Origin of the sequence: Streptomyces coeruleorubidus (assembly GCF_028885415.1) — a bacterium.
GTDB lineage: Bacteria > Actinomycetota > Actinomycetes > Streptomycetales > Streptomycetaceae > Streptomyces > Streptomyces coeruleorubidus_A.
The window spans coordinates 4,353,135-4,376,771 of the sequence record NZ_CP118527.1 but is presented as its reverse complement, the minus strand read 5'-3'; the positions used below and the strand labels follow the sequence as shown (position 1 = coordinate 4,376,771).

Genomic DNA, 23,637 nt, shown 5'->3' with positions numbered 1-23,637 from the left:
CCCTCCGTTTGTATTGACGTGCTCATTGCGACATGGCTTCCATGGTGGTGCGGGAGTGGGAGCGCTCCCACTGGATTCCGGCCCGCGCCCCCGAGAGGAAGCAGCCATGTTCCGCACTCTGCGAAGAGCGCTGTGCGTCGCCGCGGCGCTCCTGTTGCCCCTGGCCGGTACGCAGTCGGCACACGCCGACGTCGACGCGCGGGCCGGCGCCGGCTACTGGCACACCAGCGGCCGGCAGATCCTGGACGCGGCCGGGCAGCCGGTCCGTATCGCCGGCATCAACTGGTTCGGCTTCGAGACCGCGAACCACGTCGTCCACGGCCTGTGGGCCCGCGACTACAAGAGCATGATCGACCAGATGAAGTCGCTGGGCTACAACACCATCCGGATGCCCTACAGCGACGACATCCTCAAGCCCGGCACCATGCCCGACAGCATCAGTTACGACGGCAAGAACACCGACCTGCGCGGACTGACGTCCTTGCAGGTCCTGGACCGGATCGTGGCATACGCCGGACAGGCCGGGCTCAAGATCGTCCTCGACCGGCACCGCCCGGACGCGGCGGGCCAGTCGGCGCTCTGGTACACGGCGTCGGTCCCCGAGTCGACCTGGATCGCCAACCTCAAGTCCCTGGCGACGCGTTACCAGGGCAACCCCACGGTCGTCGGCATCGACCTGCACAACGAGCCCCGCGACCCCGCCTGCTGGGGCTGCGGCGACACGGCCCGGGACTGGCGGCTGGCCGCCCAGCGCGCGGGCAACGCGGTGCTGTCGGTCAACCCCGAGCTGCTGGTCATGGTGGAGGGCGTGCAGTCGTACAACGGTGCCAACGGCTGGTGGGGCGGCAACCTCATGGGCGTCGCCCAGCACCCCGTCCAACTGGACGTCCCGAACCGGCTGGTCTACTCGGCCCACGACTACGCCACGTCGGTGGCCCAGCAGCCCTGGTTCGGCGACCCGTCCTTCCCCGCCAACATGCCGGGGGTCTGGGACAGGTACTGGGGCTACATCTTCAAGCAGAACATCGCGCCGGTGTGGCTCGGCGAGTTCGGTACGACACTCCAGTCGGCGGTGGACCAGAAGTGGCTGTCCACGCTGGTGACGTATCTGCGGTCGACGTCGGAGTACGGAGCCGACAGCTTCCACTGGACGTTCTGGTCCTGGAACCCCAACTCGGGTGACACGGGCGGGATCCTGAAGGACGACTGGCAGACCGTGGACACCGTGAAGGACGGATACCTGGCGGCCATCAAGGCGCCGGGCTTCGCGGGCGGCGGCGGTTCCGGGCCCGACCCGGGCGGCCCGGGTGGTGGCACGGCCGCATGTTCTGCCGCCTACACCGTCAGCAGCGACTGGGGCGGCGGTTTCAACGCCGAGGTCAAGGTGACCAACACGGGCGGTGTGCCGCTCAAGTCCTGGAAGGTGAGCTGGACCTGGACCGGCTCCCAGAAGGTCACCAGCATGTGGAACGCGTCGCACACCCAGAGCGGCGCGACCGTCACGGCGGTGAACGCCACGCACAACGGGAGCGTGCCGACGGGAGGTTCGGCGAGCTTCGGCCTGGGCGGTGCGCCCGGGGGCGGGGGTGCGCCGAGCGTGAGCTGTACGGCGACCTGACCGCGGGGTGAGACGGGGGTGACGTGTCTGGAAATCGCCAGAACACCCCTGTTTCTGAAGGTGGTTGAGCACGTGCGATGACTCGATTCGGTCAAGTCTTGGTCGAATACGTACGTGCATGGCGTCCTCTTCCGAAACGATGCGGCACGGACCGTGTGACACACGGTCCCCTGACCCCCCTCACCGTTCTGAGAGAACTCCATGAGAAGAAGCGCAGCCGTCCTGTGCGGCGCGACCGTCGTACTGGCCGGGACGCTCACCGCCGTCCCGGCCAGTGCCAGCGCGTCGCACTCCGCGAACACCGCCCAGGCCACGAAGGTCACTTGGAAGAAGTGCGGTACGGAGGACTACCCGACGCTCCAGTGCGCGTCGGTGAAGGTGCCGCTCGACTACGCGAAGCCGCAGGGGAAGAAGATCACGCTGGCGCTGTCCCGCGTGCCGCACACCGCGAAGAAGTACCAGGGCCCGCTGCTGGTCAACCCCGGCGGCCCCGGCGGCAGTGGCCTGACGCTGGCCGGTTTCGTCGCGTCCTCCCTGCCCAAGGAGGTCGCCGCCCAGTACGACGTCGTCGGCTTCGACCCGCGCGGCGTGGGCAAGAGCCAGCCCGCCCTGGACTGCAAGCCGGGCTACTTCAACCCGGTGCGCCCCGACTCCGTACCCAGCACCCCGGCGATCGAGAAGGCCAACCTCGACCGCGCCAAGTCCTTCGCCCAGGCCTGTGGCAAGAAGTACGCGGACGTCCTGCCGTACATCAACACGGTCAGCGCCGTGAAGGACATGGACTCGATCCGCAAGGCCCTCGGCGCCAAGAAGATCAACTACTTCGGCTACTCGTACGGCACCTACCTCGGCGCGGTCTACGCCAAGCTCTACCCCGAGCGGGTGCGGCGTCTGGTGCTGGACTCGATCGTCGACCCGACCGGGGTCTGGTACGACGCCAACATCAAGCAGGATTACGCCTTCGACAAGCGCCACAAGGCGCTCATGGCGTGGATAGCCAAGTACAACTCGACCTACAAGCTCGGCACCGACCCGGCGAAGGTCGAGGCCAAGTGGTACGCCATGCGGGCGGCCCTGGCCAAGAAGCCGGCGGGTGGCAAGGTGGGCGCCTCCGAACTGGAGGACATCTTCATACCCGGCGGCTACAACAACGCCTACTGGCCCACCCTCGCCCAGACGTTCGCGGCGTACGTCAACAAGAAGGACACCGCCGCGCTGGTCAAGGCGTACGACAACATCGCCGCCATCGACGCCTCCGGCGACAACGGCTACAGCATCTACACCTCGGTGCAGTGCCGTGACGCGTCCTGGCCGCGCGACTGGAACCAGTGGCGCAAGGACAACTGGGCGGTGTACGAGAAGGCGCCGTTCATGGCCTGGAACAACGCCTGGTACAACGCCCCGTGCGCGTTCTGGCCGACGAAGTCGCTGAAGCCGGTGAACGTCGCCAACGCCAAGCTCCCGCCGGTGCTGCTGTTCCAGGCGACGGACGACGCGGCCACCCCGTACCAGGGCGGTGTCACCATGCACCGGCTGCTGAAGGGCTCCAGCCTGGTGGTGGAGCAGGGCGGCGGCAACCACGGCATCACGCTGAGCGGCAACGCCTGCCTCGACAAGCACCTGGCTGCGTACCTCACCAGCGGCAAGGTGCCGCACGGCAGTGGCGTGGCCGACGCGGTCTGCCAGAAGCTGCCCGACCCCAAGCCGCAGGCCTCGGCGCAGAAGACGCCGAGCACGACCCAGTCGGCCGTTGCTGCGGTCGGCAACACCCTGCGCGGGATCCTGGGGTCCGGGGTCTGAGCGTGCCTACGTGAGCATCGTCTGACATGACCTGAGGGGCGCCCGGTACGTGCCGGGCGCCCCTCGCGTGCTTACGTGCGACCGCTCCCTCCGTACGAGGCGATCAAACGCGCCAGATGCCGCCCCGCCGCCTCCAGCGGTGTCTCGCTGCGCGCGACCTGGGACGCCAGTTCGGCCCCTTCCAGCGTGGCGATCACCGTGTGGGCCAGATCCTCCGCGTCCGCTTCGGCGAACCCCGCGCCGACCAGCCTCTCGGCGACCACGGCCCGCCAGCGGGCGAACGCCTCGGCCGCCGCCTGCTGGATGCCGGGGGCGCTGGCCGCCGTGCCGACGACGGTGGAGGTGACCGGGCAGCCGTCGAGCCAGTCGGATTCGCGCAGGCCCTGGGCGAGGGAGGCGGTGAGCGCGAGGAGGGCCCGCGCCGGGTCCGGCTCCGCGTCGAGCGACTCGCGCAGCAGCTCGGTGAACTCCTCGTCGCCGAGCCGCACCGCGGCCGTACCGAGCTCCTGCTTGCCGCCGGGGAAGAAGTGGTAGACCGAGCCGAGCGTCGCCCCGGCCTCGCGGCAGATCTGCTTGATGCCGGTGCCCTCGTAGCCCTGGCGCTGCATCAGGCGTGAGGCCGTACGGACGATCCGCTCGCGGGTGCCGGCGGTCTCGAGGTCGTGCGGGGCCTTGGTCTTCACGCCCCCACTTTACCGACCTAGAGCGACCGCTCTAGTCGTCATGCTAGGTTCCTCTCTGGGTAGAGCGTTCGCTCTAGTCGCCGTTTCAGTGATCCACGGGGAGATTTCTGTGAATCCGTCCGCTGTGAGACCGTCCGCTGCGCACCCCTCGTCCGTCACCGTCACCGTCATCGGTCTCGGCCCCATGGGCCGCGCGATGGCCGGTGCCTACCTGGACGCCGGCTACGACGTCACCGTCTGGAACCGCACCGCGAGCCGCGCCCACGAGCTGGTGGCCAGGGGCGCGGTGCGCGCCGCCACCGTCGAGGAGGCGCTGGCGGCGAACGAGGTGGCCGTGCTGAGCCTCACCGACTACGGCGCGATGTACACCATCCTGGAGCCCGCCGCTCCGGCCCTGGCGGGCCGCGTCCTGGTCAACCTCAGCTCGGACACCCCGGAGAGGACCCGCGAGGGGGCGGCCTGGGCGGTGAAGCACGGGGCGCGTCACCTCACCGGCGGTGTCCAGACCCCGCCATCCGGTATCGGCTCGCCGGAGTTCGACACCTTCTACAGCGGCCCCCGCGACCTCTTCGAGCAGTACGAGGACGTTCTGAAGGTCATCACAGGCACCGACTACCGCGGGGAGGACCCGGGCCTGGCCGCGCTCTACTACCAGCTCCAGATGGACCTCTTCTGGACCACCCTGACCGCCTGGCTGCACACGCTGGCGCTGGCGGACGCGAACGGCATCAGCGCCTCGGAGATCACGCCGTACGCGGCGCAGACGCTGGGCGGGATGGGCCAGTTCCTCGACTTCTACACGCCGCGGATCCAGGCGGGGCGGCACTCCGGCGACGTCGAGCGGATCTCGATGGCCGTGGCGAGCATGGAGCACGTCGTGCACACGGCGCGGGACGCGGGCGTCGACCCGGCGCTGCCCGCCGCGGTGCTGGGGGCGTTCCGGCGCGCGGCGGCGGAAGGCTACGCGGAGGACAGCCTGACCCGGCTGTTGGAGGTGTTCGGGAGGGGCGCGGCTGCCTGAGTACGAGCGAGGGCGCCCCGCACAGGCAGGGCGCCCTCGGTCACCTACGCGAGAGGGTCAGAGCTTCTCGATCACGTAGTCGACGCACTTCGTCAGGGCCTCGACGTCCGCCGGTTCGATCGCCGGGAACATCGCGACGCGCAGCTGGTTGCGGCCGAGCTTGCGGTAGGGCTCGGTGTCGACGATGCCGTTGGCGCGCAGGACCTTGGCGACGGCGGCGGCGTCGACCTCGTCGGTGAAGTCGATCGTGCCGATGACCTGGGAGCGCTTGGCCGGGTCGGTGACGAACGGGTTCGCGAACTTGACGTCCTCGGCCCAGCCGTACAGCGTCCGCGCGGACGTGGCGGTGCGGCGGACCGACCAGTCCAGGCCGCCCTGGCCGTTGATCCACTCGAGCTGCTCGTTGAGGAGGAACAGGGTGGCGAGGGCCGGGGTGTTGTACGTCTGGTTCTTGCGGGAGTTGTCGATCGCCGTCGGCAGCGAGAAGAACTCGGGGACGTGCCGGCCGGACGCGTGGACGCGCTCCGCGCGCTCGATCGCGGCCGGGGAGAACACGCCGATCCACAGGCCGCCGTCGGAGGCGAAGGACTTCTGCGGGGCGAAGTAGTAGACGTCCGTCTCGGCGATGTCGACGGGCAGACCGCCGGCGCCCGAGGTGGCGTCCACGAGGACCAGGGCGCCCTCGTCGGCGCCGGCCACGCGCTTGATCGGCATGGCGACACCGGTCGAGGTCTCGTTGTGGGTGAAGGCGTAGACGTCGACACCCGCCTCGGCGACCGGCTCGGGGTGGGTGCCCGGGTCGCTGGAGATGACGTCCGGCTCGGCCAGCCAGGGCGCGAGCTTGGCGGCCTTGGCGAACTTGGAGGAGAACTCGCCGAAGCTGAGGTGCTGCGACTTGTTCTCGATCAGACCGTGCGTCGCGATGTCCCAGAACGCGGTGGAGCCGCCGTTGCCGAGGATCACCTCGTAACCGTCGGGGAGCTGGAACAGCTCGCGGATGCCCTCACGCACCTTGCCGACCAGGTTCTTGACGGGGGCCTGGCGGTGGGAGGTGCCCATGAGGGACGTGCCGGTGGCGGCCAGGGCGTCCAGCGCCTCCACCCGCACCTTGGAGGGGCCCGCGCCGAATCGACCGTCGGCGGGCTTGATGTCAGCAGGAATCTGGATCTCAGCCACGGAGGGGAGCGTAGTCGCTCACCGAAACGCGGGCGAAACGTCGTCCGTCGGGTGAGACGGTGTTCCGGCAGCCGTCAGCGCGGCGACGGGCCGGGCCAGACGGCCGAGGCGTCGTCGCGGTGCGTGGCCGGCAGCCGGACCGGGCGGACCGGAACAGGGCGGACGCGGCCCTCGGAGGCGGCCGTCCAGGGGGCGGGGCGGCCGGAGTAGCACAGGGTGGTGAGGACGAAGACGCCGTCGGCGTAGACCTCGACGTACTCGCCGACGGTGAGGATGCGCAGTGAGGCGGCGGGTTCCGGCAGGAGGGTCTCGCCGAGCGGGGCGCCCTCGGGGCCGGTGACCCGGAGGTTCTTGCCGTCGCAGCCGACCGTGAGCGCGGGCCGGCCCTCGTCGGAGGCATGCGTGCGCAGGGTGATCTCGGTGCGGCCGGAGACGTCGACGTCGCCGACCGCGTGCAGGGGGGCGTCGTACGTCTCCTCGCCGAGCCAGGGGTCGAGGCCCGGCCACCATTCCAGGCGGGGCGCCGCGTCCTGAGGTACGACGAGGGACTTGGGCTGGGCGAGCATGCCGCGGCAGCGGTCGCCGGAGTCGGTGAGGCCGACGCGGCGCGGGGTGGTGTGCAGCACGACGCGTGAGCCGTCGGGAGCCGTGACGACGCGCGGGGCGTACGCGCCCGTCGGGCCGAGCGGACCGCGGCGGGTCCACGGGCCGCGCAGGCGCGGTGCGGTCCACGCCTCGAAGCCCCGGGTGGCGCCTATGGAGCCGAGCAGCAGCCAGCTGCCGTCGTCGAGGCGTTCGAGGACCGGGCACTCCAACTCGTCTACGTCACCGGGTGAGATGAGCGGCGGCTGGACGGTCCAGTGCTCCAGGTCGTCGGAGGTGGCCCAGGCGACGCAGCCGCTGACCTCGACGGGCTGGGAGGCGTCGGCGGCGCAGAGGGCCATGACCCAGCCGTCGGACTCGTCGTCGCGTACGACGAAGGGGTCGCGCCAGCCCATGCGTTCGCCCGTGCGGTACCAGCGCCCGTCCGCCTCGACGACCGGCCCCGTGCCGTGGCGGCGCCAGCCGGTGCCGTCGGTGCGGTCGGAGTGGGCCAGGCCGACCGACTGCAGGGGCCAGCCGCCGGGGGTGAGTCCGGAGACGGCGGTGTAGAGCATCGCCATGCCGGTGCCGTGCGGGAAGGCGTGCATGGTCCACACCGCCTGCTGGTCGAAACGGCCCGGCAGGCCGTTGCCGAAGGCCGTGCCCTGCGGCTCCCAGTGGACCAGGTCGGTGGAGGTGGCCCGGCCGTAGGACGTCTCCATGCGCAGGTGGTCGAACTCGGCCGTCCACGGGCCCTGCAGGTGCAGCGCGGTGTAGGTGCCGTCCGCGTGGCGCAGGAGGTCGAAGTCGTTCACGCAGAGGCCGGGCGGCGCGTATCGCATGGACAGGTCCTGTCTGCCGACAGCCGCACTCAAGCGTGTGCGCTGTGCTCTGGCTGGTGAGAGTTCCTCTGAGAGTCAGCCGAAGTAAATCTGAACGCAAACGCTTGCGCAACCAGGTGGGCGGGTTTACGGTCTCGTCACTCCCCCCTCACGCCGATGTGTTTCCGGGCCCCGGGCACGCGGCGTGCACTCGATCAAGGAGCGTCCCGTGACGGTCAGCATCACCGATGTCGCCGAGGCCACCGGGGTCTCGGCGTCCACCGTGTCCCGCGCCCTGCGCGGCCGTCCCGGAGTGTCGGAGGAGATGCGGGCCCGGATCGTCGAGGCCGCCGCCGAGCTGGGCTACACCGCCTCGCGCTCGGCGTCCAGCCTGGCCAGCGGGCGCACCTACACCATCGGCGTCGTCGTCCCGTACGTCGGCCGCTGGTTCTTCGGCACCGTGCTGGACTCCGCCGAGAAGGTCTTCAGCGCCGCCGGTTACGACGTCCTGCTGTACAACCTCGGCTCACCGGAGGCCCGCAAGCGCTTCTTCACCAAGCTGCCGATCCGCAAACGGGTCGACGCCGTGCTGTCCCTGCTGATCCCGGACCTGGAGGAGGCCGCCGCCCTGCGGTCCCTCGACGTGCCGCTGGCGACCACGGTCGGCGGCGCCCGGCCCGGCTTCACGGCGGTCGGCATCGACGACCGGGGTGGGGCTCAGAGCGCCGTACGGCATCTGGTGAACCTCGGCCACCGGCGGATCGGCATGATCTCCGGCCCCAGCGAGCCGCTGCACTGGACCACGCCCCTCGACCGCCGGCAGGGCTACCTGGACGTGCTGGCCGACGCCGGGATCGAGCCCGACCCCGCACTGGAGGCGGACGGCGGTTACACGGTCGAGGGCGGTGAGCGGGCCATGACCGAGCTGCTGGCGCTGCGCCATCCGCCGACCGCCGTGTTCGCCCAGTCCGACGAGATGGCGATGGGCGCGCTGCGCGCCCTGCGCCGGCACCGGCTGAGGGTTCCGGAGGACGTGTCCGTCGTCGGCTTCGACGATCACGAGCTGTCCGAGGTGGTCGGGCTGACCACCGTGGCCCAGCCGGTCGCGGTCCAGGGCCGGGAGGCGGCCCGGCTGCTGCTGGCGCGGCTGGACGATCCGGAAGCCGGGCCGCCGCACCCCGTCGAGATGCCCATCCGTTTCGTCCTCCGCGAGACCACCGCTCCGCCTAACACCGACAGGCAGCGGTAGCTCCACCCGTCCCCTTCCCCGCCCGCCACCGGGGGCGCCGTTCCGTCCCTCGGCCCCTTCCCCACCGTCCGCGCACCACCCGCACACCCCCGCACGGAGGCACCACATGATCACCGGCTACAGAAAACACCGTCGTACGGGCCTGACGGCCCTCGCTCTGCTGCCCCTGGCCGCGCTGGCCGCCTGTGGCGGGGGCGGCGGCAGCGACACCTCCGCCGAAGAGGGCAGCGGCAAGGGCACCATCAGCGTCTGGGCCCACCAGGGTCAGGCGGGCGAGGCGGCCGCGCTGCAGAACGCGGTGAAGTCCTTCAACTCCTCGCAGAGCGACGTCAAGGCCGAGCTGAAGCTGATCCCCGAGAACGACTACACCAAGACCATCACCGCCACCGACGCCTCGGAACTGCCGGACGTGCTGGAGTTCGACGGTCCGACGATGGCGAACTTCGTCTACAACAGCAAGCTCGCCCCGGTCGACGGCCACGTCTCCGCCAAGACCCTCGGCAACGTCACCGACGCGATCAAGGCGCAGGGCGAGATCGACGGCAAGCACTACGGCCTGGGCATGTTCGACGCCGGGCTCGGTATGTACGCCAACAAGAAGCTGCTGGACGCGGCCGGTGTGAAGTACCCGACGAGCGTGGACGACGCCTGGACGGCCGAGGAGTTCGGCAAGGCGCTCAAGGCGCTCAAGGGCAAGGACCCTGACGGCAAGGTCCTCGACATATCGGAGCAGTACGGCCTGGCCACCGAGTGGGGCACCTTCGGCTTCTCCCCGATCGTCTGGTCGGCCGGCGGCGGCCTGCTGAAGGACGGCAAGGCGCAGGGCGCCCTCGACAGCCCGGACGTGGTCTCCGCGATGAAGACCTTCCAGTCCTGGAAGACGTACGTCGACCCCAACACCGACGGCAACGCCTTCGCCAAGGGCAAGGTGGCGCTGAGCTGGGTCGGCCACTGGAACTACCCCGCGTACAGCGAGGCGCTCGGGGACGACCTCGCCGTCGTGCCACTGCCGGACTTCGGCAAGGGCCCCAAGACGGGCCAGGGCTCGTGGGCCTGGGGCATCGGCGCCGACAGCAAGAACGGCAAGGCCGCGGGCGCCTTCCTGGACTACCTGCTGAACGACAGCAACGTCGGCGCGATGACGAAGGCCAACGGCGCGGTGCCCGCCACCGAGTCCGCACTCGCCAAGAGCGAGCTGTACAAGAAGGGCGGCCCCCTCCAGCTCTTCGCCGACCAGCTGGTCAAGCCGTGCGGCGACAGTGACATCAGCGCCTCCTGCGTCGCCGTCACCCGCCCGGTGACCGCCGGATACCCCACGGTCACCGCCAAGTTCAACACGGCCCTGAACTCGATCTACGGCGGCGCCGACCCCAAGGAAGCCCTGCAGAAGGCCGCCCGTGCCATCGACCGGGACTTCACCGACAACGCCGGCTACGAGATCCCGTAACCCGCAGGACGCATCGGCCCGGGCGGGCCGTCGGCGACGTGGCGACGCAGCCACGTACCGACCGGGCCCGCCCCGCCGGGAAGAGGACCCTCCCGTGAAAACCGTGGAACCCGCGCACCCCGCGGCCCCTGGCCGGGCGCAGGCCGCCTCGTCCACGCCCTCCGCGAAGCCCTCGCGTCCGTCGCGCGGCAACCGCGACTGGCTGCACGGGCTGCTGATGTCCGCCCCGGCCGTCGGCGGGCTGATCGCCTTCGTCGGCATCCCGTTCGGCTACGCCGTGGTGCTCTCCTTCTACAACGTCCGCCTCGGCTCGCCGCTGGAGCCCACCTTCTTCGGGGTGGAGCACTACCGGCGGCTGTTCACCGACCCCGACCTGTCCGGCCCGTTCCTGCGGGCGCTGCTGAACAACCTGACCTTCGCCGCGGTCGTCGTACCGCTCCAGACGGGTCTGGCGCTGGCGCTGGCGATCCTGCTCAACCGCAAGCTGAAGGCCATCGGCCTGTTCCGGTCCTTCTTCTTCATGCCGGTGGTCTTCCCGATGGCGCTGGTCGCCGTGATCTGGCGGCTGATCCTCGCCCGCAGCGAGCAGGGCATGCTCAACTCCCTGCTGGACGCGGTGAGTTTCGGCAACTGGGGTGCCTTCGACTGGCTCGGTGACGGCCTCACCGCGATGGGCTCGATCATCGTGCTGTCGGTGTGGCAGGGCGTCGGCTTCCAGATGGTCATCCTGCTGGCCGGTCTCCAGCAGATCCCGGGCGAGCTCTACGAGGCCTCCCAGCTGGACCGGGCCTCGCGCTGGCAGCAGTTCCGGCACGTCACCCTGCCCGGCATCCGCGGAACCCTCGTCTTCGTCGCGATGCTGACCTCGGTGCTGTCCTTCCGGGTCTTCGACCAGGTGTACATCCTCATCCGCGGCGGCGGCCTGGACGAGGACGCCACCCGGACGGTGATGTACCAGGCCGTCACCACGGCCTTCGACCAGAACAACATCGGCCAGGCCTCGGCCGTCACGGTGGTGTTCTTCCTGATCGTCGTCGCCCTGACGATCGTCCAGCGCCGCGTCGTCCGGCCCGACAACGAGGACTGACTCCATCATGGCCATGACCCGTACGCCCGTACGCCGCGTCTTCGACTACACCGTCCTGAGCGTCCTGGCGTTCGTCTTCGCCCTCCCCGCGCTCTATCTCTTCCTCGGCAGCCTCAAGCCGTCCGACGAGGTCCTGAACGGCCTGTCCGGCTTCCTGCCCACCCACCTCTCCTTCGACAACTACACCGCCGTCCTCGACAGTCTCAGCTCCGACAGCACCGGCTACTTCTGGCAGTTCATGGGCGTGTCGGTCCTGCTGTCGTTCGTGGTGGTGACGGGCGGACTGATCGTCAACTCGATGGCGGCGTACGGGCTGACGCGGCTGAAGTGGCGCGGCCAGAACGCGGTGTTCACCCTGGTCCTGCTGCTGATGCTGATCCCGTTCGAGTCGGTGGCGGTGCCGCTGTTCTACATGTTCAACGGCCAGCGCAACACCCTGTTCATCCAGGCGCTGCCATTCGTCGCCAACGCCTTCGCGATCTACCAGTTCCACACGTTCTTCAAGAAGATCCCGCCGAGCATCGAGGAGGCGGCCCGGCTGGACGGCGCGGGTCCCTGGCGGACCTTCTTCGCGATCATCGTGCCGATGTCCAGGCCGGTCTTCGCCTCGGTCGCGATCCTCACCTTCCTCATCCAGTGGGGCTCCTTCCTGTGGCCGGTGCTGATGGTGTCCGACCCGTCGGTGCGTCCCCTGCCCCTCGAGATGAGCGTCTTCCAGGGGCAGCAGCCCCCGGAGTGGGGCCAGATCCTCGCCTTCGGTGTGCTGCTGGTGCTGCCCGTGCTGATCGTCTTCGCGTTCTTCCAGCGCTGGTTCGTCGAGGGCGTGGCCAGCTCGGCCGTGAAGGGCTGACCTGGCTCGTTACTGTCAGTGGTCGGATGCATCCTGGACGCATGACGGATCTCGAAGCACAGTTGCGTGCCGTCGTCCAGGGCGACGTCGGGTTCGACGTCACGTCTCGGGCGCTGGCGACCATGGACGCGTCCAACTACCGGCGGGTCCCGCTGGGCGTGGTCGTGCCGCGTGACGCCGACGACGTGGCGGCGGCTCTCGCGGTGTGCCGGGAGCGAGGGGTGCCGGTGGTCGCCCGCGGTGGAGGCACGTCCATCGCCGGACAGGCCACCGGCACCGGTGTCGTCCTGGACTTCACCCGGCACATGAACCGGCTCCTGTCGCTCGACCCGGAGACCCGCACGGCCGTGGTCCAGCCCGGCCTGGTCCTCGACCGCCTCCAGGAGGCCGCCGCCCCGCACGGCCTGCGCTTCGGCCCCGATCCCTCCACGCACAGCCGGTGCACGCTCGGCGGGATGATCGGCAACAACTCGTGCGGCTCGCACTCGGTGGCGTGGGGGACGACCGCGGACAGTGTGCGGGAGCTGGACGTGATCACCGCGCGCGGGGAGCGGCTGCGGCTCGGGCAGGGGTGGGCTGGGGCCCCGGAGGGGTTGCGGGGCCTGGTCGAGGGGGAGTTGGCGCGGCTGCGGACCGGTTTCCCCGAGCTGCCCCGCCGTATCTCCGGATACGCGCTCGACGCCCTGCTGCCCGAGAAGGGCGCCGATGTCGCGCGTTCGTTCTGCGGGAGCGAGGGCACCCTGGGGATCCTCACCGAGGCGGTCGTACGGCTGGTGGAGGCGCCACGTGCGCGTGCGCTCGCCGTGCTGGCGTACGCCGATGAGAGCGCGGCCGCGGAGGCGGCTGCCGGGCTGCTGCCGTACCAGCCGCTGACGGTGGAGGGCATGGCGGCCGACCTGGTGCCGTCGGCGACCGCGCTGCCGAAGGGCGGGGCTTGGCTGTTCGTCGAGACGGGCGGGGAGTCGGAAGGGGAGGCACGCGCGCGTGCGGAAGCGATCGTGCGGGCGGCCGATGTCGCGGACGCCCTGGTGGTCACCGACCCGGCCGGGCAGCGCGCGCTGTGGCGGATCCGGGAGGACGCGAGCGGTACGGCGACGCGGATGCCCGACGGGAGCGAGGCGTGGCCGGGGTGGGAGGACTGCGCGGTGCCGCCCGCCCGGCTCGGGGCGTATCTGCGGGACTTCCGCGCGCTGCTCGGCGCGCACGGACTGCGCGGCACGCCGTACGGGCACTTCGGGGACGGCTGCATCCACGTCCGTATCGACTTCGACCTGCTGACGGAGCCCGGTGTCGCCCGGTTCCGCCGCTTCTCGGAGGAGCTCGCGGAGCTGGTGGTGGCGCACGGCGGTTCGCTGTCCGGGGAGCACGGGGACGGGCAGGCGCGGGCAGAGCTGCTGCCCAAGATGTACGGGCCGGAGATGGTGGGCCTGTTCGAGCGGGTGAAAGGGGTGTGGGACCCCGACGACCTCCTCAACCCCGGCATGCTGGTCCGCCCCGCGCCCCTGGACGTCGGCCTCCGTTTCTCCGTCCTCCCCCGCGAGCCCGTCGACGTCGCCTTCGGCTACCCCGCCGACGGCGGTGACTTCTCGGCGGCGGTGCGGCGCTGCGTGGGCGTCGCCAAGTGCCGTACGACGTCGGTGTCCGGCTCCTCGGTCATGTGCCCGTCCTTCCGGGCGACCGGCGCAGAGCAGCACTCCACGCGCGGGCGGGCCCGGCTGCTGCACGAGATGCTCGCGGGTGAGGTGGTGACCGACGGCTGGCGCTCCACCGAGGTGCGGGACGCGCTGGACCTGTGCCTGTCCTGCAAGGGCTGCCGCTCGGACTGCCCGGTGGAGGTCGACATGGCCACGTACAAGGCGGAGTTCCTGCATCACCACTACGCCGGAAGGCGCCGCCCGGCCGCGCACTACGCGATGGGCCGGCTGCCGGTGTGGCTCCGGGCCGTGACCCGTACACGCACGGCGCCGCTGGTCAACGCCCTCGCCCGGATGCGGCCCTTCGCCCGGGCCGCGAAACGGCTGGGCGGGATCGCCCCCGAGCGGGAGCTCCCCCGGGTGGCGACACGGACGTTCAGCAGGTGGTGGGAGCGCAGGCGGGGCGAGGCGGCTGCCGCCGGGCGTGGCCGTCTCGTCGTGTTGTGGCCCGACACCTTCACCGAGTACCTCTCGCCCTCCGTCGGACAGGCCGCCGTCCGTGTGCTGGAGGCGGCCGGGCTGCGCGTGGCGCTGCCGCCGACCGTGCACCTGGCGAAACCGCCGGTGGGCGACGGCAGGACGGTCGCCCTCGACCCGCTGTCCCTGCTGCGGGGCCGGGGCCGGGTCTGCTGCGGGCTGACGTACGTGTCGACGGGGCAGCTGGACCGCGCCCGGGCCGTCATGCGGCGCACGCTCGATCTGATGGAGCCGGTGCTGGAGACCGACGCCCCGGTCGTGGTCCTGGAGCCGAGCTGCGCCGCCGCCCTGCGCACGGACGTCCCCGAGCTGCTGCACGACGACCCGCGCGCGGCCCGCCTCGCCGCCAAGGTCCTCACCTTCGCTCAGACGCTGGAGCGCCACGCCCCCGGCTGGACACCGCCGCGCGTGGACCGCCCGGTGGCCGGCCAGACCCACTGCCACCAGCACGCGGTGCTGGGCGACGCCGCCGACCGCCGGCTGCGTCAAGCCGCTCTGCTCTCGGGCGAACTGAGCGGCGGCTGCTGCGGTCTCGCGGGAAACTTCGGCTTCGAGAAGGGCCACTACGAGGTGTCCGCGGCCTGCGCGGAGGAACAGCTCCTGCCGTCGGTACGGGGCGCGCCGGACGGCACGGTGGTCCTGGCGGACGGCTTCTCCTGCCGGACGCAGCTGGAGCAGCTGGCGGGGGTGCGGGGGAGGCATCTGGCTCAGGTGCTGGCGGCGGCGCTGGAGGGAGCAGGCAGTGAACGGGAGGCCGAGCGGTGAACCGGGGCGGGTGGCCGTACTGTCCGACATCCACGGCGTTCTCCCCGCCCTGGAGGCCGTGCTCGCCGAGCCGGACGTCGCCGCTGCCGAGCGCATCGTGCTCACCGGCGACATCGCGGCCGGCCCGCAACCGCGGGAGGTCGTCGAGCTGCTGCGGGCGCAGGGCGACCGTGTGCTGTGGGTCGCCGGGAACGCCGACCGCGAGCTGGTCGAGATCCGCAGGGGAGAGCGGACCCGGTTCCCCGACGCGATCAGCCCGTACGCGGCCCGTCAACTGACCCCCGGCCAGGTCGACTTCCTCGACTCCCTGCCCACGTCCCTGACCCTCACCGTCCCGGGCCACGGCAAGGTCCTCTTCTGCCACGCCACCCCCCGCGACGACGAGGAGATCGTCCTGGTCGACTCCCGCCCGGCCCGCTGGACGGAGGTGTTCGCCGGCCTGGACGACGACATCCGCACGGTGGTGTGCGGCCACACCCACATGCCCTACGCCCGTCTGGCCCACGGCCGCCTGGTGGTCAACCCGGGCAGCGTCGGCATGCCGTACGGCCGTCCTGGCGCCCACTGGTGTCTGCTGGGCCCGGGCACCGACCTGCGCGTCACGCCGTACGACATCCCGGCCGCGACCGCGCGGCTGATCGCCGAGTGCGCCTACCCGGACATCGCCGACTGGGCCGGCTACCACCTCAACGCCCGGGCGAGCGACGTGGACGCGCTTGAGGCGTTCGGGCCACGGGACGGGCGGACCCGAGTGTCTGAACCGGGGGAGGGACGGAGCCGCTCCTAGGCTCGCGGCACCAGCCACCGCCCGCCGAGGGCCGCTGCTCGAAGGAGCCCGCTCATGAGCGTCCGCGTCCAGCCGATCACCCGCGACGAGCACCTCGCGTTCGTCACGGCCCGCCCCTCCGCCAGCCACACCCAGGTTCCCTCCTGGGGTGAGGTGAAGCCCGACTGGCAGGCCGAGAGCCTCGGCTGGTTCGACCAGGGCGGACAGCTCGTCGGCGCGGGACTGGTGCTGCTGCGGCCCCTGCCCGGGCCGCGGTTGCCCGGACTGCCGCGGTACCTCGCGTACCTGCCCGAAGGCCCGCTCCTCGACTGGCACGAGCCCGGCCTCGAACGCCTGCTGGAGCCGATGGTCGCCCACCTCGAGCGACGGGGCGCCTTCGCGGTGCGGATGGGCCCGCCGGTCGTGGTGCGCCGCTGGAGCGCCGAGACGGTCAAGGCGGCGATCGCGGACCCGGCCGCCCGGCGGCTGCGCGACGTGCGGGCGACGTCGTACGAACCCCGCGCCGGCCAGGTCGCGGACAGCCTGCGCCGCATGGGCTGGCGGCAGACCGCACCCGGCGGCGAGGACGGCTTCGCCGCCGGTCAGCCCCGGTACGTCTTCCAGGTGCCGTTCGCCGGACGGTCGCTGGAGGACATCCACAACGGCCTGAACCAGCAGTGGCGGCGCAACATCAAGAAGGCGGAGAAGGCCGGCGTGAAGGTCGTGCGCGGTGCTCTGGAGGACCTGCCGGCCTTCCACGAGCTGTACACCGAGACCGCCGAGCGGGACGGTTTCCTCCCGCGCCCGCTGCCGTACTTCCAGCGCATGTGGAGCGCGCTCACCGCCGAGCACCCGGACCGGATGCGGCTCTACCTCGCGTACCACGACGGCGAGGCGCTCGCCGCCGCCACCATGCTGACCGTCGGCGACCACGTCTGGTACTCCTACGGCGCCTCCGCCGACCGCCGGCGCGAGGTCCAGCCGAGCAGCGCCGTGCAGTGGCGCATGATGTGCGACGCCCACGAACTCGGCGCCGCCGTCTACGACCTGCGCGGCATCACCGACACCCTGGAGGAGTCCAGCGATCTGGTGGGCCTGCTCCGCTTCAAGGTGGGCACGGGCGGCGAGGCCGTCGAATACCTCGGCGAATGGGACTACCCGCTCAACGGGCTGCTGTACAAGGCGTTCAGTCTCTACCTCGCCCGGCGCTGAGAGCCCGCATTCCGAGACAGTGGCATAAGCGGTTTACGTGCCTGACTGAGTCCATTACTCTGGACTCTACAGTACACCGTGATGCACACGAGCGTGCGCAACGGTGTACGTACGCAGCCGAGCCGAGCACAGGACCGCCCGTGACCACCCCCGACAGCGCCATCACGCCCCAGCCCGCGACAACGGCCACTGCCGCCACTGCCGCCGCACCGGCCGCCGGGCCGGGGCGGCTGGGCTCCCTCGGGCCGGTGGCCCTGGTGTTCGCGGGCGGGATCTCGGTGCAGTTCGGCGGTGCCCTGGCCGTGATGCTGATGCCGAGGGCGGGCGCCCTCGGAGTGGTGGCGCTGCGGCTGCTCGTGGCTGCGGTCGTCCTGCTGCTGGTCTGCCGACCGCGGCTGCGCGGCCACTCGCGCACCGACTGGGGCACGGTCGTCGTCTTCGGCATCACCATGGCCGCGATGAACGGCCTCTTCTACCAGTCCGTCGCCCGCATCCCGCTGGGCCCCGCGGTCACCCTGGAGGTCCTCGGCCCGCTCGCCCTCTCGGTCCTGGCGTCCCGCCGCGCGATCAATGCGGTGTGGGCGGCGCTCGCCCTGGCCGGTGTCTTCCTGCTCGGCGGCGGAGGCTTCAGCAGCCTCGACCCCATAGGAGCGGCCTTCGCCCTGGGTGCCGGCGCCATGTGGGCGGCCTACATCATCTTCAGCGCCCGTACGGGCCGCCGCTTCCCGCAGGCGGACGGCCTGGCGCTGGCGATGGCGGTGGGGGCGGTGCTGTTCCTGCCCCTGGGCATCGCCGAGTCGGGCACGAAGCTGATCGACCCGGTGACGCTGGGCCTGGGCGCGGCGGTGGCCCTGCTCTCCTCGGTCCTGCCCTACACCCTCGAACTGCTCGCCCTGCGCCGCCTGCCCGCCTCCACCTTCGCGATCCTCATGAGCCTGGAACCGGCCATCGCCGCGACGGCCGGCTTCCTCCTCCTCGACCAGGCCCTCACCACCACGGAGGCCGCCGCGATCGCCCTCGTCATCGCGGCGAGCATGGGGGCGGTACGGACCCAGGTCGGCCGCGGCCGCGACCGCCGCAAGGCGGCGGCATCGGAGAGCAGCGGGCTGGAGGGCTAGGGCCCTTGACGCGGCTGGTATGCGCGCACCACCCGAAATCCCACGTCGTCGATCCGGAACGTCGGATGACTACGACGCCGTACCGAAGCACGGCAACTCCAGTGCTCGTCGGCCCAGCCGCCGCCCCGCAACACCCGGTAGGTGCCATAGACCTCGGCGTCGTAGACGTCCCAGCACCACTCCCAGACATTGCCCAGCATGTCGTAGAGGCCCCACGCGTTGGCCTGCCTGCCGCCCACGGGACGGATCCGCTCCTCCGAGTTGCCGCGGTACCAGGCGATCTCATCGAGCCGCCCGTACCGCGGCCCACTGCTGCCGGCCCGACAGGCGTGCTCCCACTCGGCCTCGGTCGGCAGCCGGTACCCGTCACCGGAGACGTCCCAGTCGACCGACTCGGAGTCATCGCCCAGGCGATACGCGGGCGTCAGTCCTTCCGCCCGGGACAGCGCGTTACAGAATCGGACCGCGTCCCACCACGACACGCCCTCGACGGGCAGCCGCTCGCCGCGAGCGGCACTCGGCCGCTCACCGGTGACCCGGGCGTACCACGCCTGAGTGACCGGGACCGCCGACATCCGGAACGACGCGACCTCGACGCCCCAACTCCGCTGCGTCCGCCGGTCGGACAGCGTCACCCGCCCTGACGGAACGGCCACCATCTCGTTCTCCACGCCTACGTCGACCCCCATGTCGAGCCACACTAACGGCGGTCGGACGCCGACCTGACCGTGCCGAGGTCAGGCAGCGCTCGACATCGATGGCCAGGTCGAACAGGCCCTATCGCACCAACATCCCCCGCACCGTAATCCTGTAATGCACCCGCAGCCGCCGCAGCTCCCACAACCCCACCGCGGTCACGGACAGCGGAGCCCCGAGTATGAACACCGCCCGCACCGGCCCCGGCACGCCCGCGTACGCCCCGGTGAACACGTCGATCAGCGTCATCTCCCACACCAGCGTCATGGCCAGCAGCGGCGGCATCCAGTTGCTCATCCTTGTGTCTCCCCCGATGCGTGACCACTGCGCGACCAAGTGAACGAGCGCGGCCCCGGAGTGTATTGATCGCGCCCTCGCAGCACACGCTTTCAGCCACGACCCACTTTCATGCAAGCACGCTTGATTGTTTCTGACCTCGCTGTCATGCTCCTCAGCACGCCGCACCACCCCGCATCACCCCGCACACCGCCGTGCCCGGAGGGGAGCGCCCGTGTCCGATCCGACGTCCGTGATCGACGACCTGCACGAGGAGAGCGAGGAACTCGACCGCCTCGTGGCCGGGTTGGGCGCGCCGCGCTGGGCGCTCGCCACCCCCGCGCCCGGCTGGACCGTCGCCCACCAGATCGCCCACCTCGCCTGGACGGACCGCTCGGCCCTGCTCGCCGTCACGGACGCCGACGGCTTCCGCGGCCTGGTCGAGAAGGCCCTCGCGGCACCGGGCTCCTTCGTCGACGAGGGCGCCGAGGAGGACGCCGGTCTCCCGCCCGCCGAACTGCTCGCGCGGTGGCGCGCCGGCCGTACGGCGCTGGAGAAGGCGCTGCGGGCCGCCCCGCCCAAGGCACGCTTCCCCTGGTACGGCCCGCCCATGTCGGCCGCCTCCATGGCGACGGCCCGTTTTATGGAGACCTGGGCCCACGGGCAGGATGTGGCCGACGCTCTCGGTGTGGTGCGCCCACCCACCGACCGGCTGCGGCATGTGGCCTGGCTCGGGGTGCGGACCCGGGACTTCGCCTACGGTGTGCACGGACTGACTCCGCCGACCGATCCCTTCCGAGTCGAACTCCGGCCCCCCTCCGGCGACTTGTGGACGTACGGCCCCGAGGACGCCCCGCAACGCGTCATCGGGCCCGCCCTCGACTTCTGCCTCCTGGTCACCCAGCGCGCCCACCGCGCCGACCTCGCCCTGCGCGCCGAGGGCCCCGACGCCGACCGCTGGCTGGACATCGCCCAGGCCTTCGCGGGCCCGCCCGGCACCGGCCGCCCCGCGAACCGGGCCGCGCGGTGACCCTCCGCATCGGCAACGCCTCCGGCTTCTACGGGGACCGCTTCGACGCCATGCGCGAGATGCTCACCGGCGGCGACCTGGACGTCCTCACCGGCGACTACCTCGCCGAGCTGACGATGCTCATCCTCGGGCGGGACCGGCTGAAGGACCCCGGCGGCGGATACGCCCGTACCTTTCTGCGGCAGTTGGAGGACTGCCTGGGGCTCGCCCACGAGCGGGACGTGAAGATCGTCAGCAACGCCGGCGGGCTCAACCCGGCCGGACTCGCCGACTCCGTACGGGCGTCGGCCGACCGGCTCGGCATCCCTGTGCGCGTCGCACATGTGGAGGGCGACGACCTCGCCGCCGCCTTCCCCGGCAGCCTCGCCGCCCACGCCTACCTCGGCGGCTTCGGCATCGTGGCATGTCTGCGGGCCGGCGCCGACATCGTCGTCACCGGGCGGGTGACGGACGCGGCACTCGTCACCGGGCCGGCCGCCGCCCACTTCGGGTGGCAGCAAACGGACCACGACCGGCTCGCGGGGGCCGTCGTCGCCGGGCATGTGCTGGAGTGCGGGGCGCAGGCCACCGGCGGCAACTACGCCTTCTTCCGGGACGGCGACGTCCGCCGCCCCGGCTTCCCGCTCGCCGAGCTCCACGAGGACGGCTCTTGCGTCATCACCAAGCACCCCGGCACCGGCGGCTTCGTCGACGTCGGCACGGTCACCGCCCAACTGCTGTACGAGACGGCCGGCGCCCGGTACGCGGGACCGGACGTCACCGCCCGGCTGGACACCGTGCGGCTCGGCCAGGACGGACCCGACCGGGTGCGGATCGAGGGCGTGCGCGGTCAGGCGCCGCCGCCCACCCTCAAGGTCGGGCTCAACAGGCTCGGCGGCTTCCGAGGCGAGGTCGTCTTCGTGCTCACCGGCCTCGACATCGAGGCCAAGGCCGCCCTGGTGCGGGAGCAGATGGAACCCGCCCTCGGCAAGGCCGCCGACGTGCGCTGGGAGCTGGTCCGCACCGACCGGCCCGACGCCCCGAGCGAGGAGACGGCGAGCGCGTTGCTGCGACTCGTCGTACGGGACTCCGACCAGGAGGTCGTCGGGCGGGCCCTGAGCGGGGCGGCCGTGGAGCTGGCGCTCGCCAGTTACCCCGGCTTCCATGTGCTGGCGCCACCCGGAAAGGGCTCGCCCTATGGGGTCTTCGAGGATGTGTACGTCCCCCATGGTGCCGTCGACCATGTGGCCGTCCTCCATGACGGGCGCCGGGTCCCCGTGCCGCCGGCCCACGACACCGCCGTACTCGACGAAGTGCCGGAACCGCCCCTGCCACAGCCGCTGCCGCCCGGGCCCACTCGGCACGCCCCTCTCGGACTCGTCGCGGGCGCCCGCAGCGGAGACAAGGGCGGCAATGCCAACGTCGGTGTGTGGGCCCGCACGGACGACGCCTGGCGGTGGCTCGCGCACGAGCTGACGGCCGAGCGGCTGCGGGAGTTGCTGCCCGAGAGCCGTGAACTGCCCGTCACCCGGCACGTCCTGCCCAACCTCCGCGCCCTCAACTTCGTCGTCGAGGGCATCCTCGGCGCGGGCGTCGCCGCCCGGCACCGCTTCGACCCGCAGGCCAAGGCCCTCGGCGAATGGCTGCGCTCCCGCCACCTGGACATACCGGAGGCCCTGCTGTGACCGTCCTGACCTCCGCGCTCGACCCGAGCAGCCCCGAGTACCGGGCCAACCGCGAGGCCATGCTCGCCCAGCTCGCCGAACTCGACGCCGAGCACGCCAAGGCCCTCGCGGGCGGCGGCGAGAAGTACGTCGAGCGGCACCGGCGGCGCGGCAAACTCCTCGCCCGCGAACGGATCGAGCTGCTCCTCGACCCCGACACGCCCTTCCTGGAGCTGTCCCCGCTGGCCGCCTGGGGCAGCGATTACACCGTCGGCGCCTCGCTCGTCACCGGCATCGGTGTCGTCGAGGGGGTGGAGTGCCTGATCACCGCCAACGACCCCACCGTGCGCGGGGGAGCGAGCAACCCCTGGTCGCTGAAGAAGGCCCTGCGCGCGAACGACATCGCCCTCGCCAACCGGCTGCCCTGCATCAGCCTGGTCGAGTCCGGCGGCGCCGATCTGCCCTCCCAGAAGGAGATCTTCATCCCCGGGGGCGCCGTCTTCCGGGATCTGACCCGGCTGTCCGCCGCCGGGATCCCCACCCTCGCGGTCGTCTTCGGCAACTCCACCGCCGGAGGCGCCTACGTCCCCGGCATGTCCGACCACGTGATCATGGTCAAGGAGCGCGCGAAGGTGTTCCTCGGCGGTCCGCCGCTGGTGAAGATGGCCACGGGGGAGGAGAGCGACGACGAGTCCCTGGGCGGTGCCGAGATGCACGCGCGCGTGTCGGGCCTCGCCGACCACTTCGCCGTCGACGAGCACGACGCGCTCCGGCAGGCCCGCCGCGTGGTCGCTCGCCTCAACCACCGCAAGGCGTACGGCGATCCGGGCCCGGCCATCCCTCCGAAGTGTGACGAGGAAGAGCTTGTGGGGATCGTGCCCGGCGACCTCAAGTCCCCCTTCGACCCGCGCGAGGTCATCGCCCGCATCGTCGACGCCTCCGACTTCGACGAGTTCAAGCCGCTGTACGGGACGAGCCTGACCACCGGCTGGGCCACCCTCCACGGCTATCCCGTCGGCATCCTGGCGAACGCCCAAGGGGTCCTCTTCAGCGAGGAGTCCCAGAAAGCCGCCCAGTTCATCCAGCTCGCCAACCAGCGCGACATCCCGCTGCTCTTCCTGCACAACACCACCGGTTACATGGTCGGCAGGGAGTACGAGCAGGGCGGCATCATCAAACACGGCGCGATGATGATCAACGCGGTCAGCAACAGCCGCGTCCCGCACCTCTCCGTCCTCATGGGCGCCTCCTACGGCGCCGGCCACTACGGCATGTGCGGCCGGGCCTACGACCCGCGTTTTCTCTTCGCCTGGCCCAGCGCCAAGTCGGCCGTGATGGGCCCGCAGCAGCTCGCGGGCGTGCTGTCGATCGTCGCCCGGCAGTCGGCGGCGGCGAAGGGACAGCCATACGACGAGGAGGCGGATGCCGCCCTGCGCGCCATGGTGGAGCAGCAGATCGAGTCCGAGTCGCTGCCGATGTTCCTGTCCGGGCGGCTGTACGACGACGGCGTCATCGACCCGCGCGACACCCGCACCGTCCTCGGCCTGTGCCTCTCCGCCATCCACACCGCCCCTTACGAGGGCGCGCGCGGCGGCTTCGGCGTCTTCCGGATGTGAGGAACCTTCA

Annotated in this window: 19 protein-coding genes; 14 read left to right on the top strand and 5 right to left on the bottom strand. The window is 71.3% G+C overall.

Annotated elements, in window-relative coordinates; genetic code table 11:
* Nucleotides 1–106: 106 nt before the first annotated feature.
* Together PV963_RS20215 and PV963_RS20210 are read left to right on the top strand one after the other, a co-directional pair.
* Nucleotides 107–1,618: a cellulase family glycosylhydrolase gene (locus tag PV963_RS20215; protein WP_274817145.1), complete on the top strand. Its 1,512-nt coding sequence runs from the start codon at nucleotides 107–109 to the stop codon at nucleotides 1,616–1,618.
* A gap of 201 nt (nucleotides 1,619–1,819) precedes the next feature.
* Nucleotides 1,820–3,418, top strand: a complete 1,599-nt coding sequence (locus tag PV963_RS20210) for an alpha/beta hydrolase (protein ID WP_274817144.1) — start codon at nucleotides 1,820–1,822, stop codon at nucleotides 3,416–3,418.
* Nucleotides 3,419–3,489: 71 nt separating this feature from the next.
* Here the strand turns inward: PV963_RS20210 and PV963_RS20205 are convergent, their stop codons facing one another.
* Complete coding sequence (locus PV963_RS20205; protein WP_274817143.1) at nucleotides 3,490–4,101, bottom strand: TetR/AcrR family transcriptional regulator; 612 nt, start codon at nucleotides 4,099–4,101, stop codon at nucleotides 3,490–3,492.
* 124 nt (nucleotides 4,102–4,225) lie between these two features.
* On the opposite strand from PV963_RS20205, the gene PV963_RS20200 reads away from it, so the two are divergent.
* Nucleotides 4,226–5,122, top strand: a complete 897-nt coding sequence (locus tag PV963_RS20200) for an NAD(P)-dependent oxidoreductase (RefSeq protein WP_274817142.1) — start codon at nucleotides 4,226–4,228, stop codon at nucleotides 5,120–5,122.
* 57 nt (nucleotides 5,123–5,179) lie between these two features.
* Here PV963_RS20200 and serC read toward each other — a convergent pair whose 3' ends face one another.
* Both serC and PV963_RS20190 read right to left on the bottom strand, forming a co-directional pair.
* Nucleotides 5,180–6,298, bottom strand: coding sequence for a phosphoserine transaminase (gene serC, locus PV963_RS20195; protein ID WP_274817141.1), 1,119 nt, complete (start codon nucleotides 6,296–6,298; stop codon nucleotides 5,180–5,182).
* Between the two features lie 74 nt (nucleotides 6,299–6,372).
* Complete coding sequence (locus tag PV963_RS20190; protein ID WP_274817140.1) at nucleotides 6,373–7,722, bottom strand: mucin-1; 1,350 nt, start codon at nucleotides 7,720–7,722, stop codon at nucleotides 6,373–6,375.
* 208 nt (nucleotides 7,723–7,930) lie between these two features.
* Here PV963_RS20190 and PV963_RS20185 point away from each other — a divergent pair, with 208 nt between their 5' ends.
* The 8 genes from PV963_RS20185 (at nucleotide 7,931) to PV963_RS20150 (ending at nucleotide 18,366) form a co-directional block, all read left to right on the top strand.
* The gene (locus PV963_RS20185) at nucleotides 7,931–8,950 is read left to right on the top strand and encodes a LacI family DNA-binding transcriptional regulator (RefSeq protein ID WP_274817139.1); all 1,020 of its coding nucleotides are present in this window, start codon (nucleotides 7,931–7,933) and stop codon (nucleotides 8,948–8,950) included.
* A 106-nt stretch (nucleotides 8,951–9,056) separates the two neighbouring features.
* Nucleotides 9,057–10,397 carry an ABC transporter substrate-binding protein gene (locus PV963_RS20180; RefSeq protein WP_274817138.1) on the top strand — a complete coding sequence of 447 codons (1,341 nt, stop codon included), beginning with the start codon at nucleotides 9,057–9,059 and terminating at the stop codon, nucleotides 10,395–10,397.
* Nucleotides 10,398–10,491: 94 nt separating this feature from the next.
* Nucleotides 10,492–11,484: a carbohydrate ABC transporter permease gene (locus tag PV963_RS20175; RefSeq protein WP_274817136.1), complete on the top strand. Its 993-nt coding sequence runs from the start codon at nucleotides 10,492–10,494 to the stop codon at nucleotides 11,482–11,484.
* A 7-nt stretch (nucleotides 11,485–11,491) separates the two neighbouring features.
* Nucleotides 11,492–12,334, top strand: coding sequence for a carbohydrate ABC transporter permease (locus PV963_RS20170; RefSeq protein WP_274817135.1), 843 nt, complete (start codon nucleotides 11,492–11,494; stop codon nucleotides 12,332–12,334).
* A 41-nt stretch (nucleotides 12,335–12,375) separates the two neighbouring features.
* Complete coding sequence (locus PV963_RS20165; protein ID WP_274817134.1) at nucleotides 12,376–15,270, top strand: FAD-binding and (Fe-S)-binding domain-containing protein; 2,895 nt, start codon at nucleotides 12,376–12,378, stop codon at nucleotides 15,268–15,270.
* Nucleotides 15,248–16,057, top strand: coding sequence for a metallophosphoesterase family protein (locus PV963_RS20160; RefSeq protein WP_274817133.1), 810 nt, complete (start codon nucleotides 15,248–15,250; stop codon nucleotides 16,055–16,057). The genes PV963_RS20165 and PV963_RS20160 overlap by 23 nt, the downstream gene beginning before the upstream one ends.
* 54 nt (nucleotides 16,058–16,111) lie before the next feature.
* Nucleotides 16,112–17,248 carry a lipid II:glycine glycyltransferase FemX gene (locus tag PV963_RS20155; RefSeq protein ID WP_274817132.1) on the top strand — a complete coding sequence of 379 codons (1,137 nt, stop codon included), beginning with the start codon at nucleotides 16,112–16,114 and terminating at the stop codon, nucleotides 17,246–17,248.
* Between the two features lie 140 nt (nucleotides 17,249–17,388).
* Nucleotides 17,389–18,366, top strand: coding sequence for an EamA family transporter (locus PV963_RS20150; protein WP_274817130.1), 978 nt, complete (start codon nucleotides 17,389–17,391; stop codon nucleotides 18,364–18,366).
* On the opposite strand, the gene PV963_RS20145 is transcribed toward PV963_RS20150, so the two are convergent.
* Both PV963_RS20145 and PV963_RS20140 read right to left on the bottom strand, forming a co-directional pair.
* On the bottom strand, nucleotides 18,363–19,055 hold the full coding sequence (locus tag PV963_RS20145; RefSeq protein ID WP_274817129.1) for a formylglycine-generating enzyme family protein: 693 nt from the start codon (nucleotides 19,053–19,055) through the stop codon (nucleotides 18,363–18,365). The two genes, PV963_RS20150 and PV963_RS20145, sit on opposite strands and share 4 nt — an antisense overlap.
* An 88-nt stretch (nucleotides 19,056–19,143) precedes the next feature.
* Entirely contained in the window at nucleotides 19,144–19,359 is a 216-nt protein-coding gene (locus tag PV963_RS20140) for a hypothetical protein (protein WP_274817128.1), read from the bottom strand.
* 214 nt (nucleotides 19,360–19,573) lie between these two features.
* Here PV963_RS20140 and PV963_RS20135 point away from each other — a divergent pair, with 214 nt between their 5' ends.
* From PV963_RS20135 to PV963_RS20125, 3 genes are read left to right on the top strand one after another with little or no spacing between them, the layout of a single operon-like run.
* On the top strand, nucleotides 19,574–20,368 hold the full coding sequence (locus tag PV963_RS20135; RefSeq protein WP_274817127.1) for a TIGR03084 family metal-binding protein: 795 nt from the start codon (nucleotides 19,574–19,576) through the stop codon (nucleotides 20,366–20,368).
* Nucleotides 20,369–20,418: 50 nt separating this feature from the next.
* Entirely contained in the window at nucleotides 20,419–22,032 is a 1,614-nt protein-coding gene (locus PV963_RS20130; RefSeq protein ID WP_274822076.1) for an acyclic terpene utilization AtuA family protein, read from the top strand.
* Nucleotides 22,029–23,627: an acyl-CoA carboxylase subunit beta gene (locus PV963_RS20125; protein WP_274817126.1), complete on the top strand. Its 1,599-nt coding sequence runs from the start codon at nucleotides 22,029–22,031 to the stop codon at nucleotides 23,625–23,627. Before PV963_RS20130 ends, PV963_RS20125 begins: the two co-directional genes overlap by 4 nt.
* Nucleotides 23,628–23,637: the final 10 nt, after the last annotated feature.